This is a genomic window from Acetobacter syzygii (assembly GCF_000964225.1).
Classification (GTDB): domain Bacteria; phylum Pseudomonadota; class Alphaproteobacteria; order Acetobacterales; family Acetobacteraceae; genus Acetobacter; species Acetobacter syzygii.
On the sequence record NZ_BAMZ01000082.1, the window covers coordinates 105,293 to 117,639 of the forward strand.

Genomic DNA, 12,347 nt, shown 5'->3' on the forward strand with positions numbered 1-12,347 from the left:
GCCAGATGGCAGGACAGGTAAGGTAAGGAATATGGCTGGTCATTCCCAGTTCAAGAACATCATGCACCGCAAAGGTGCGCAGGACGCCAAGCGTGCCAAACAGTTTGGCAAGATCATTCGTGAGTTGACCGTGGCAACCCGTGCGGGCCTGCCAGACCCCAACTCCAACCCCCGCCTGCGCGCGGCCATTGTGGCCGCGCGTGAAGTCAATATGCCCAAGGACACCATTGAACGTGCGATTAAAAAAGCATCTGGTGGTGCCGGTGGGGATGACTACGCGGAAATGCGCTACGAAGGCTATGGCCCCGCAGGCGTTGCGGTCATTGTGGAAGCCCTGACGGACAACCGCAACCGTACCGCATCCGAAGTGCGGGCAGCGTTCTCCAAAAGTGGTGGTTCCATGGGGGAAACCAATTCCGTCTCCTTCATGTTCCGTAGGCTTGGGGTGATTACGTACCCGGTTTCGGTTGCATCGGAAGATGACATGCTGGAAGCCGCGATTGAAGCAGGGGCGGAAAATGTGGTTTCCACCGAAACCACGCACGAAGTCACATGCGAAGTGGAATCCTTTTTTGCCGTCAAGGATGCGCTGGAAGCCCGCTTTGGTGAGCCCGAGAGCGCCAAGCTGGACTGGCGCCCAGAAAACACCGTGACACTGGATGAGGAAAAGGCACGAAGCCTGTTCAAGTTCCTTGATGTTCTGGAAGATAATGATGACGTCCAGAACGTCTATGCCAACTTTGACCTGCCGGATGATCTGGCGGAAAAACTGTCGGCCTGATTGTGGTACGTCTGCTCGGCATTGATCCCGGCCTGCGGTTTACAGGGTGGGGCGTGATTGATGTCGAGGGCAACAGGCTCCGGCATGTGGAAAATGGCGTGATTGCCACCAATAGTGCGGACAGTGTGCCAGACAGGCTTAAAGTCCTGCATGACAACCTGCATATGCTGATCGAGCGGTTGCAGCCAGCAGAAGCGGCAGTGGAAGAAACCTACGTGAACCGCAATGGTGCCGCCACCCTTAAGCTGGGCTACGCCAGAGGGGTTGCGCTGCTGGCTCCGGCTTTGGCGGGGCTGAGTGTTGCGGAATATGGAGCACTGGCGGTTAAAAAAGCGGTGGTTGGCACCGGTTCTGCCGATAAAAAACAGGTGGAAATGATGGTCCGCAGGCTTTTGCCCGGCGTGGAGGTCATTCGGGCAGATGCGTCCGATGCGCTGGCCATTGCTATTTGCCATGCCCACCATAGAGCCAGTGCCCGCCACATTGCAGCCGGAGTCCGAATGGCATGATTGCGTTTTTGTGCGGGTTGGTCATTCAGGTGGATCTGGGCAGTTGTGTGGTGGACGTAAACGGCGTTGGCTACCTGGTTGCGGCTTCGACCCGCACATTGGCGGCATTACCCAACCCACCAGAAAAAGCCCGTATTCTGATCGAAACCGTTGTGCGTGAAGACGCCATTCTACTCTATGGTTTTTCCGAAAGTGCGGAGCGGGAGTGGTTCCGCCTGCTTACGGGCGTGCAGGGTGTTGGGGCCAAAGTGGCTTTGGGAATTTTATCCGCCCTTTCTGCCGGGGAACTGGTGGCCGCACTCAGTACGGCAGATAAGGCCAGCCTTATGCGTGCGCCCGGTGTTGGGGCACGGCTGGCCGAACGAATCCTGACCGAACTGCGCGATAAAGCGGGCAAAATGCCCGGCGGCTCCTCCGGGGGCTTTACCGTGCCGGTTATGGCAACGCCCGTGGGAAGCATAGAAGCTGATGCCCTTATGGCACTGGCTGGTTTGGGCTTTCGCCGTATGGAGGCCGCTCCCGTTGTCCGCCGTATTATGGAGGCCAGTGGGCCAGAGGCCACACTGGATGCCGTTCTGCGTGACAGTCTGAAGGATCTGGCGCGATGACGCCGGATTTTACCCCCGAGCGCGAGATTGATGCGACCCGTCAGGGTGAGGATGTGGGCGAGGCGGCACTACGGCCCCAAACCCTGTCCGACTTTACGGGGCAGAAGGCCAGCCGGGAAAATCTGTCCGTTTTTATTCACGCGGCCCGGAATAGGGGCGAGGCACTGGACCATGTGCTTTTGCACGGTCCGCCGGGGTTGGGCAAAACCACACTGGCCCAGATTGTTGCGCGTGAACTGGGGGTTGGGTTCAGGGCAACATCCGGGCCGGTTATTCAGCGCGCGGGTGATCTGGCGGCGATTCTGACCAATCTGCAACCGCGTGATGTGCTGTTTATTGATGAAATTCATCGCCTTCAGCCCGCCATTGAGGAAATTCTCTACCCGGCAATGGAGGATTTTCAGCTCGACCTGATTATTGGCGAAGGGCCTGCCGCCCGCTCTGTACGGATTGATCTGCCGCCCTTTACACTGGTTGCGGCCACGACCCGTGCGGGGCTGCTGGCAACACCGCTGCGTGACCGCTTTGGTATTCCGCTGCGGCTGGTGTTTTACACGCCGGAGGAACTGGCGCGGATTGTGGCGCGTGGCGCGGAAAAGCTGGGTTTTGCCTTGTCTGCCGCTGGCGCTATGGAAATTGCCCGTCGCTCGCGTGGTACGCCCCGTATTGCTGGGCGGCTGCTGCGCCGTGTGCGCGACTTTGCCTCCCTTTCCGTGCCAGAAGGGCAGGTGGTCGAGGTGGATGTGGCCGATGCGGCCCTGACCCGGCTGGAAGTGGACGGTCTGGGGCTGGATGGTATGGACAGGCGATACCTGCGGCGCATAGCCGAATACCACCACGGAGGCCCTGTTGGGGTGGAAACTCTGGCGGCGGCTCTGGCCGAATCACGCGATACTCTTGAAGATGTGATTGAGCCATTTCTGATACAGGAAGGGCTGGTCCTGCGTACCAGCCGTGGCCGCGTACTGGGCGAGCGTGGCTGGCGCCATCTTGGTTTGGCGCCGCCTCCCAGCCCGGAAAACACCGGGGGGTCCCAGATGGACCTTCTGGCGGATGATGAGGAAGCGCCATGAGCAGCCATTCCATAGATTTTCGTGTTTATTATGAAGATACGGATGCAGGGGGCATTGTTTACCATGCCCGCTATCTGGCTTTTGCTGAACGCGCCCGAACCGAGGCCATACGCAGTTGCGGTATGCCAGCCTCTGGCCTTTTGCATGATTACGGGCTGGTGTTTGTCGTGCGTGATGCGCGGTTGACCTACCGTATGCCCCTGCGGCTGGATGATGTGCTGACCATTACAACCCGGCTGACATCGCTCAGGGCCGCCAGTTGCCGGCTGGAGCAGATTGTAACCCGTGGGGCGGATGTGGCCGCCGAGGTGGACGTGGGGCTGGCATGTGTGCGTGCGGCAGATGGACGTCCTGCCCGATTTCCGCCTTCTTGGCATGATCTTCTTACCCAGCTGGCGCCAAAGGATTGAAAAGCGCCTCTTCTGCTTTTTTACGGAAAACAGTAAGAAGCAGCAGTGTTGGGCCGTGAGGAATCTCGCCCGAGTCGGAGACTGGTTGCCCGCAACGGGTGCAGTGGCAGGAGGCATTATTGGATCGTGCGGTTGATGCGGCAAATCTCGGCGTAAGCGCGGCGGGAGACCTGTCGGTCTGGGCGTTGTTTATGAACGCCTCACTTGTGGTTAAGCTGGTCATGCTTGGGCTGCTTTTGTGCAGCATCATGGTCTGGGCCATTATTATCGACAAGTTTGTAACAATCCGGCGGATCAACCGGGCGGCATCGGGGTTTGAAGACCGGTTCTGGTCCGGTGGCAGCCTGGATGACCTATACGAGAGCGATGGCGCAAAGCCCGTAAGCCCAATGGCCGCCGTGTTTGGCGCTGCCATGGGGGAGTGGCGGCGTTCGGCCCGCATCCCCGGTGTGGATCTGGTGCGCGGTGGCGTTAAGGAGCGCGTTGACCGCGCTATTGCCATTACCATTACCCGCGAGATGGATCGCCTGCGGCGTTGGGTTATTTTTCTGGCGACTGTTGGGCCTGTGGCTCCGTTTGTTGGTCTGTTTGGTACGGTGTGGGGGATCATGCATTCCTTCAGCTCCATTGCAGCCGAACACAACACCAACCTGAGCGTTGTGGCCCCCGGTATTTCCGAAGCGCTGTTTGCAACCGCCATTGGCCTGCTGACGGCCATTCCGGCCTATGTGGCGTATAACGTGATCAGTAACAGTCTGGACCTGTTTGAAGACCGGCTGGATGGGTTTGGCACTGAATTTGCCGCCATTCTCTCCCGCCAGTCTGAAGAAAGGGTCTGAGCATGGGTATGCCGTCTGGTGGGAGTGGTCGCCGCCGCAGGCGCCCCATGGCCGACATTAACGTAACACCTATGGTGGACGTTATGCTGGTGCTGCTGATCATCTTCATGGTCACATCCCCCATGATGACCAGCGGCGTGAACGTGGATCTGCCCAAAACCGATGCCCGGCCCGTTAATTCGGATACCAAGCCGATCACCGTGTCCATCAAGGCAGATGGCTCCCTTTATCTGGGGGATACACCCGTGACCACGGACCAGCTTGTGGCCCAGCTTAAGGCCGCTGCAAACAATGATTCCGAACACCGCATTTTTGTGCGTGGGGATGCCCATATCGATTATGGGCAGGTCATGCAGGTTATGGGTCAGATCACCGCGGGTGGCTTTACGCATGTGGCTCTGCTGGCGCAGCAACCCGCCAGCTCCGGGCAATAAGCCATCCGGTCGGGTGGAGAGGTACGAATACGATGCCCATGGCACGGCCACGCCGGTCTGAACAGGTTCTGCTCAGGCGGTCCCTTTATGTGTCTGGTGCGGCGCATATTGCCGCGCTGGTTGCACTGCTGATCTCTCTGCCGCCGCCCAAACCAGCGGAAGAGCCACCACAACCAACGGTCGAGATGGAGTTCGAACCCTCGGACGCGCAGGATGGTGGGCCTTCCGCCAAGGCTGAAAAGCCTGCGGAGGAACCGCGCCCCCCTGCACCCGCCGTGCAGGATGCTCCACCCACTCCGGAGCCGCCCAAGGACGTGCCGAACGAGGAACCCCCACCTCCGCCACCTCCACCGCAGCCTGTGCCGCCGCCGCCACAAACGGAGCCGGAACCGCTGCCGGACGTGCCTTTGCCCCCCAAGGCCGAGGAACCCTCGCCAGAAGCGGTCAAGACACCTCCGTCCCCGCCAACGCCGCTCAAGCCTTCGACCAGTGTTGCTCCGCCATCCCCCATGACCCAGCAGACGGATACGCTGCCGGACATGGTGGTGCCTTCGCACATTACGCAGCCTAACAAGGCCAAGAAGAGCGAGCCGGATACGCACTCCCTGCTGGAAACGCTGGATTCCTTCCGGTCGGACCAGAAGCAGACGCACGCGCCTAAGGCACGGGCCAACCCGCAGGCGGGTGGCGCACCCAATGGCGGTGGGTCGCCGGTGGGCACTAACATTACGGGGAGCCTGAGCGCTGGGCAGCAAAAGGCCATAGGAGCGTCTGTCCGTCGCTGTTATTCGGAAGATACGGCAGCCAAGGACTATGCCAGCTTTGTGGCCCATCTTGTGGTGACCGTGGATGCAACGGGGGAGGCGCGCATTGTGCAGTTTGACCCCCAGACACAGGCCCGCATGAATGCCGATACGTCTTACCGGGCACTGGCCGAGCGTGCGCGTGCGGCCGTGCTCAGCCCCACATGCGCCAAACTGCCAATTCCCAAGGAACTGCTTGGGCAGACCCGGCAGTTGAAATTTGTCTTCAGGCCTTGATGCAGGCCATACGGAGGAAAACACATGTTGATGAGTACCCGGCCTCTTATTTCTGATCAGGAAGCAGATGCTCTGGTGGGCGCGCTGCGCCGCCGTACCCTGTTGGGCGCAAGTGTTGCTGCCGGGGGCATTATGGCAACCCCGCTGGCGGCGTTTGCCGCAGCGCCTGCCGCCGCACCGGAGGCGGAAATTACGGTTGATCAGGCCCGTACCGCGCCTATTCCCATTATTATCCCCGACTTTGGGGGTGGGCTTGGCCAGCAGATGGCGGAAGTGCTGACCAATGACCTGAACAACACGGGCCTGTTCAAGGTTATTCCGGGCGCATCCAGCGCTGCCAAACCGGATTTTGCCACAGCCAAGGGCTTGGGCGCACATGCACAGGTTACGGGCAGTGTATCAGGCAGTGGTGCGTCCGTGCGGGTGGAAATCCGCCTGTGGGACGTGCTGACCCAGCAGCAGATTCAGGGCACGGCTTACACAACATCCTCAGCGAACTGGCGGCGGATTGCCCACATTGTGGGTGATGTGATTTACGAGCGGATGTTGGGTGAAAAAGGGTATTTTGATACCCGAATCGCTTTTATTTCCCGCTCTGGCCCGCGTGGGCACCAGCGCACCCGTCTGGCTATTATGGACCAGGACGGGGCAAATGCCCGGATGCTTACGGCAGGGAACTGGCTTACGCTGACCCCGCGCTTTAGCCCGGTCAAAGACCAGCTGGCTTTTATGTCCTACGCCAATAACCGGCCACGGGTTTACCTGTTTGACCTCAATACCGGTCGGCAGCAGATTCTGGGTGATTTTCAGGGCATTTCCTTTGCGCCGCGCTTTTCGCCCGATGGGCGGTCGGTCCTTCTGTCCGTAACCCGCAATGGTGGGTCCGATCTGTACTCGGTTGATCTGGGGTCTGGCGCACGCAGGCAGCTTACGGCTTCCGGCGCGATTGATACCAGCCCGTGCTACAGCCCTGATGGCTCGCAGATCGTGTTTAACTCCGATCGTGGTGGCAGCCCGCAGCTTTACATCATGCCCGCAGGGGGGGGGAATGCGCAGCGTATTTCCTACGGTCATGGCACATATGGCTCACCTGTGTGGTCCCCCCGGGGGGATCTGATCGCCTTTACCCGTATTGCGGGGGGCATGTTCTCGCTCGGTGTGATGCAGCCTGATGGGTCAGGCGAGCGGATTATGACGGAAGGCTTTACGGTGGAAAGCCCGAGCTTCTGCCCCAATGGGCGTGTGCTGGCTTACTGCCGCCAGAGCCGCGCCGGCGCGGGGGGGAGTGGATTCAGCTCCACCATCGGCATGGTGGATATTACCGGCTTTAATGACCGGGTCCTGCCCACGCCGGAAGGGGCATCCGACCCGGCATGGTCCCCGCTGAACGGTTGATGGTTTCTTCTCCCGCGCCGGGGTGGCGTGGGAGAAGTTTTCATAATTCTGCCTCAATTTTCTTTATAATTCCGTAAATTGGGCTTAGTATGCTCGGGGCTGGGGTGTGTTGTTTATGTATCAGTCAAGGTATGGCTGATATGATAATGAGAGAACACGCTTGACCGGCTGCTTAAGCTATGGCTTAGGGCGGAATGGTCTCCAAAATTCGTCGGCTCTTCGAAGGGTTCGGAGGGGAGCAGAAGAATACGCGGGGATACAAGGTTATTAACTTCTTTTTCTCCGAATAGCCCTAAGGCTAATTCTCAGGATCCGACACATGAGACTGAAAGTTGTTGCTGCGCTTGGTATGGTTGCTCTTCTGTCAGCCTGTGCGCACGAAAATGCAAACACGGGTGCTTCCACCGGCGCGGCTGTTCAGCCGTCTGGCCCGGTGCCGGGCAGCGAAGCTGATCTGGTCGCTAACGTGGGGGACCGCGTATTCTTTGACCTGAACAAGAGCGGTCTGAGCGAAGATGCCAAGACAACCCTGCAGAAGCAGGCTGACTGGCTTGCAAAGTATCCTCAGGTGAATGTTGAAGTTGCAGGCAACTGCGATGACCGCGGCACCGAAGAATACAACATTGCTCTTGGCCAGCGCCGTGCAAACGCTGCTCGTGACTTCCTGGTGGCTAAAGGCGTGACCTCCTCACGCATTTCCACCATCTCCTACGGTAAAGACCGCCCCACCGCTGTGGGCGATACCGAAGAAGCATGGGCACAGAACCGTAACGCCATTACGGCTGTGAAGTAAGATTTTCAGACTTTTCTGAAATCTGACTGATCAAACAGAACAGGCCGGGCCTTCAAGCCCGGCCTGTTTTGTATTTCGTGTCTTGTTTTGCGGGAAGGAATGATGGAATTCTTGCCCGATTATTATGGATGGGGTGAGGTTCCAATGAAGTCCCGGGTTAAAGCATTACGCGTTGTTCGCCATGGTCTGGTGTTTTCGGGGCTGGTTGCCGTGCTTATGGGCACAACCAGTCCGCTGAGCCATGCGCAGGATGTTACCAGCCGGGAAGGCATTGCCCTCCAGAACCAGATTCTAGGTCTCAAGCAGACCCTGAGCCAGATGCAGGCCTCTCAGGGGGAAGGCGGGGCGCTCCCACCTCCGTCTGCTACGCCCGCAACAGGGGGGGGCGCTGCAAATGGTGATCTGGTGTCCCAGTTGCTGGAGCGGGTCAATACGCTGGAACAGCAGCAGCGCGACATGCGCGGCGAAATTGACCAGCTGACCAATGATTTGCAGCAGAAGACGGCCGCCCTGTCCAAGCAGATGGCAGATAGCCAGTTTGCTGCTCAGGCAGGTGCGGGTGCCGCTGCTGGGGCCGCCCCGGCCGCCGCAACGGCTGCGGATACCGCCGCAGCACAGCCGACAACGCCCGATGGCCTGCTGAGTGCCGGTAAGGCAGCATTGCAGAAGCGGGATTATGATACCGCGCATGATAACGCGGAAGCCGCCCTGAAAAATGCCAAAGGTGCCTTCCGGGTGGATGCACAGTTCCTTCTGGCGCAGTCCCTTGCCGGGCAAAAGCAGTACCGCCAGTCTGCCGTGGCCTATTACGATGCGTACCGCCAGTCCCCCAAAAGTGGTCGTGCGCCAGATGCTCTGCTTGGCGTAACGGCCTCTCTTCTGGCGCTGGGCGATAAAAAATCCGCGTGCGAGGCCTTGGGTAAGCTGAACAAGGAGTTCCCATCCCCTGCACCGCGGGTTGCCCATGCGGCGGAAACATTCGGGCGCAAGGGTAATTGTAACGGATGAGCGTGCGCGGCAGGGAGTAGGGGTATTCCAGTTCTTTTTGCCCATCGTCCGGTTTTTACTGACCAGCCTGTTCCACCCGACTGGTTTGCAACCCTTATGCAGGCGTTGGGGCCTTGGGGGGCGGATGCTCCGGGGCAGGCCCCTGTTGCAATAGCGGTTTCTGGCGGGGGGGATAGCCTTGCGCTGGCATGGCTGGCCCGGCGCTGGCGGCGTAATCTGCTGGCGCTGGTGGTTGACCACGGATTACGCCCCGAATCCGCAGCGGAAGCCCGGCTTACGCTTGATCGCCTGCGGGCGATGGATGTGCCAGCCCGCCTGATTACCCTGATAGACCTGCACAAAGGCCCTGCCATGGCTGCGCGGGCCCGTGCTGCCCGTTACGCCCGTATGGTGGAAGCCTGCCAGCAGGCGGGTTGCGTGGACCTTTTGCTTGGGCATCAGGCAGATGATCAGGCAGAAACCGCATGGATGCGCTTCAACGCTGGCAGTGGGCCGGATGGGCTGGCGGCCATGGGGTGGATAACCCATACGCCGGATGTGCGGCTGGTGCGGCCCCTGCTTGGGGTCTCCCGCATGGCGTTACGCAACACATTGCGTGCGGCAGGGCTGGCATGGGTGGATGACCCGTCCAATCTGGACCAGCGGGCCGAGCGCGTGCGCGTGCGCTTTGCCTTGCACGCGAGTGGGCAGTCTGAACAGTTCTGGTGCATGGCCATGGATGCGGGGCAGCAGCGTATGGTGCGTGATCGCGCCCATGCGGCCACTCTGGCACGGACCTGCGCCTTTTTTGCGCAAGGCTGGGTGGGGCTGGGGCCAGACCTGCCTGAACCTTCCGTATTGTCGGCGGTTATCCGTACTGTGGGAGGGTTGCGTTACCCTCCGGCTCCTGCGGCTGTGGAGCGCCTGTGCAAGCGGGCACAACCAGCCACACTGGCCGGAACCCGGCTTGTCAGATGGCGTGGAGAATGGTTTGTCATCCGTGAGCTGGCAGGAGTAGCCGCCCCGGTAGCCGCCCGTGCTGGTGGCGTATGGGATGGCCGCTTTGTGCTGCAAGCCCCTTCTGCCCTTTTGCGTTGCGGGGTATATGTTGGGGCTGCTGGTTACGGGTTGGCGCGCAAGACCCGTGCTGGTTGGCCAGCCCTGTTCTGTGCAGGGTTGCCTGCCTTGTGGTGGCAGGGGCAGCTTGTTGCCGTGCCACATCTGGATTGGAGCCTTGCGGCAGAATGGTATGGCGCTTTTTTTGAGTTCAGGCCGCCTGTTTCCGTAACCGGAGGGGGCGTGTACGGGTGCAAAAAAGCACAGGACAAAGACTATATGGGCCCCTCGGACTAGGAAAATGGTTCAGGCATCCCATTTATAAGAGCAAAGGTTGCTTTTTTCCCCGGGCGCCGGGCAAGATGGCAGGGCACTCCGGCGCTTTACGCACTAGAAGTATGGACACTCGGGCAAGATGAACAATTTAGGTCGCAATCTGGCGCTTTGGGTCAGCATTATCCTGCTGCTGCTGTTACTGGTGAACATGTTTCAGCCGGGTACGGCGCAACATGCCGCACAGCAACTGGCATATTCCGATTTTGTGGCGGACATTGACTCAGGGCATGTCCGGTCGGTTGTGATGCAGAATCACAATATTTCGGGTACGCTGACCGATGGCACAGCGTTTGAGACCTACGCGCCCATGGACCCCTCCCTTGTCTCGCGCATGGTGGGTAAAGGGGTGGAGGTTGTGGCCAAACCGCTGGAGCAGGACGGTAGCCCACTGCTGCGTTACTTCCTGAACTCCCTGCCCATTATTCTGCTGGTGGCGGCATGGCTGTTTATGATGCGCCAGATGCAGGGTGCTGGTGGCCGTGCAATGGGCTTTGGCAAATCCCGTGCCAAAATGCTGACCGAAAAACATGGCCGCGTTACATTTGAAGATGTGGCAGGCATTGATGAGGCCAAGGGTGAACTGCAGGAGATCGTGGATTTCCTCAAAGACCCGCAGAAGTTTACGCGGCTTGGGGGTAAAATTCCCAAAGGTGTGCTGCTGGTTGGCCCTCCGGGTACGGGTAAGACCCTGCTGGCCCGCGCCATTGCGGGTGAGGCCAATGTGCCATTCTTCACCATTTCCGGTTCCGACTTTGTGGAAATGTTCGTAGGTGTTGGTGCATCCCGCGTGCGGGACATGTTTGAGCAGGGCAAAAAATCCGCTCCGTGCATTATCTTTATTGACGAAATCGATGCCGTTGGCCGCCACCGTGGCGCTGGCATGGGCGGTGGCAATGATGAGCGCGAGCAGACCCTGAACCAGATGCTGGTGGAAATGGACGGCTTTGAAAGCAATGAAGGGGTTATCCTTATTGCCGCCACCAACCGCCCGGATGTGCTGGACCCCGCACTGCTGCGACCCGGTCGTTTTGACCGGCAGGTCGTGGTGCCTAACCCCGATGTCAGCGGGCGCGAGAAAATCCTGCGTGTACATATGCGGAAAGTGCCGCTGGCATCGGATGTGGACCCGCGCATTATTGCCCGTGGTACGCCCGGTTTTTCTGGCGCGGATCTCGCCAATCTGGTCAACGAGGCCGCCTTGTCCGCTGCACGCCTTGGCCGCCGCACGGTCTCCATGCGGGAGTTTGAAGATGCCAAGGACAAGGTGCTGATGGGCGTTGAGCGTCGCTCCCTTGTTATGAGTGATGACGAGAAAAAGCGCACGGCCTACCATGAGGCCGGTCATGCCATTACGGCCGTGCTGGTGCCCGAGAGTGAGCCTATTCACAAAGCCACCATTATTCCGCGTGGTCGCGCATTGGGTATGGTCATGCGCCTGCCCGAGGACGACCGACTGTCCATGAGCAAAAAGAACGCCATTGCCCATCTGGTTGTGGCTATGGGCGGTCGTGTGGCGGAAGAGGTGGTTTACGGTAAGGATAATGTCTGCAATGGCGCGATGGGGGACATTAAAATGGCCACCCGCGTGGCCCGCAGCATGGTTACCGAATGGGGCATGAGCGAAAAGCTGGGCATGATCGCCTATGCTGATGAAGATCAGGGTAACAGCTTTTTTGGTGCATCCCGCAATTTCTCCGAACAGACAGCGCGGGATATTGATGATGAAGTCAAACGCCTGATTGATGAGGCTTATGTGCAGGCCCGCAATTATCTGCATGACCATGTGGATGAACTGCACCGTCTGGCCGAAGCTCTGCTGGAGTACGAAACCCTGACTGGTGAGGACATTCGCCAGATCATGCGTGGCCAGCCGATTGAACGGCCAGAGGAAGCAGATGATGGTCCGGTTAACCGTCGCGCTTCCGTGCCGCAGGTTACGGGGGAATCCTCCTCATCCGGCCCGGTGGATGGGGGTGGCGTTGTGCCTGCGCCCCAGCCCGGTTAAGGCTGAATGCAGGGTTTTGACAGGAAGAATACAAAAGAGGCGGCACTCATGTGCCGCCTCTTTTGTATGGTGGGGACCATA

Annotated in this window: 13 protein-coding genes; all 13 read left to right on the forward strand. The window is 59.3% G+C overall.

Features of this window, described 5'->3' with window-relative positions:
* The first annotated feature begins 31 nt into the window (after nucleotides 1-31).
* The 13 genes from Absy_RS12260 (at nucleotide 32) to ftsH (ending at nucleotide 12,266) form a co-directional block, all read left to right on the forward strand.
* Nucleotides 32-781, forward strand: a complete 750-nt coding sequence (locus Absy_RS12260) for a YebC/PmpR family DNA-binding transcriptional regulator (RefSeq protein ID WP_048855029.1) — start codon at nucleotides 32-34, stop codon at nucleotides 779-781.
* Between the two features lie 2 nt (nucleotides 782-783).
* Complete coding sequence (ruvC, locus tag Absy_RS12265) at nucleotides 784-1,290, forward strand: crossover junction endodeoxyribonuclease RuvC (RefSeq protein ID WP_048855030.1); 507 nt, start codon at nucleotides 784-786, stop codon at nucleotides 1,288-1,290.
* Nucleotides 1,287-1,898, forward strand: coding sequence for a Holliday junction branch migration protein RuvA (ruvA, locus tag Absy_RS12270; RefSeq protein WP_048855031.1), 612 nt, complete (start codon nucleotides 1,287-1,289; stop codon nucleotides 1,896-1,898). Before ruvC ends, ruvA begins: the two co-directional genes overlap by 4 nt.
* The gene (gene ruvB / locus Absy_RS12275) at nucleotides 1,895-2,971 is read left to right on the forward strand and encodes a Holliday junction branch migration DNA helicase RuvB (RefSeq protein ID WP_048855032.1); all 1,077 of its coding nucleotides are present in this window, start codon (nucleotides 1,895-1,897) and stop codon (nucleotides 2,969-2,971) included. Before ruvA ends, ruvB begins: the two co-directional genes overlap by 4 nt.
* Nucleotides 2,968-3,381 (forward strand): tol-pal system-associated acyl-CoA thioesterase, encoded by a 414-nt coding sequence (ybgC, locus tag Absy_RS12280; protein ID WP_048855033.1) that lies wholly within the window; start codon nucleotides 2,968-2,970, stop codon nucleotides 3,379-3,381. Before ruvB ends, ybgC begins: the two co-directional genes overlap by 4 nt.
* Nucleotides 3,382-3,479: 98 nt before the next feature.
* Nucleotides 3,480-4,220 carry a protein TolQ gene (tolQ, locus tag Absy_RS12285; RefSeq protein ID WP_095351614.1) on the forward strand — a complete coding sequence of 247 codons (741 nt, stop codon included), beginning with the start codon at nucleotides 3,480-3,482 and terminating at the stop codon, nucleotides 4,218-4,220.
* Nucleotides 4,221-4,222: 2 nt separating this feature from the next.
* The gene (tolR, locus tag Absy_RS12290; protein ID WP_048855035.1) at nucleotides 4,223-4,654 is read left to right on the forward strand and encodes a protein TolR; all 432 of its coding nucleotides are present in this window, start codon (nucleotides 4,223-4,225) and stop codon (nucleotides 4,652-4,654) included.
* Nucleotides 4,655-4,686: 32 nt separating this feature from the next.
* The gene (locus tag Absy_RS12295; RefSeq protein WP_173957567.1) at nucleotides 4,687-5,694 is read left to right on the forward strand and encodes an energy transducer TonB; all 1,008 of its coding nucleotides are present in this window, start codon (nucleotides 4,687-4,689) and stop codon (nucleotides 5,692-5,694) included.
* A 24-nt stretch (nucleotides 5,695-5,718) separates the two neighbouring features.
* Nucleotides 5,719-7,089: a Tol-Pal system beta propeller repeat protein TolB gene (tolB, locus tag Absy_RS12300; RefSeq protein WP_048855036.1), complete on the forward strand. Its 1,371-nt coding sequence runs from the start codon at nucleotides 5,719-5,721 to the stop codon at nucleotides 7,087-7,089.
* A gap of 319 nt (nucleotides 7,090-7,408) precedes the next feature.
* Nucleotides 7,409-7,882: a peptidoglycan-associated lipoprotein Pal gene (pal, locus tag Absy_RS12305; RefSeq protein ID WP_048855037.1), complete on the forward strand. Its 474-nt coding sequence runs from the start codon at nucleotides 7,409-7,411 to the stop codon at nucleotides 7,880-7,882.
* A gap of 144 nt (nucleotides 7,883-8,026) precedes the next feature.
* The gene (locus Absy_RS12310; protein ID WP_181015907.1) at nucleotides 8,027-8,890 is read left to right on the forward strand and encodes a tol-pal system YbgF family protein; all 864 of its coding nucleotides are present in this window, start codon (nucleotides 8,027-8,029) and stop codon (nucleotides 8,888-8,890) included.
* Nucleotides 8,891-8,986: 96 nt separating this feature from the next.
* Entirely contained in the window at nucleotides 8,987-10,222 is a 1,236-nt protein-coding gene (gene tilS / locus Absy_RS12315; protein ID WP_084597184.1) for a tRNA lysidine(34) synthetase TilS, read from the forward strand.
* A gap of 118 nt (nucleotides 10,223-10,340) precedes the next feature.
* On the forward strand, nucleotides 10,341-12,266 hold the full coding sequence (ftsH, locus tag Absy_RS12320) for an ATP-dependent zinc metalloprotease FtsH (protein ID WP_048855039.1): 1,926 nt from the start codon (nucleotides 10,341-10,343) through the stop codon (nucleotides 12,264-12,266).
* Nucleotides 12,267-12,347 lie beyond the last annotated feature (81 nt).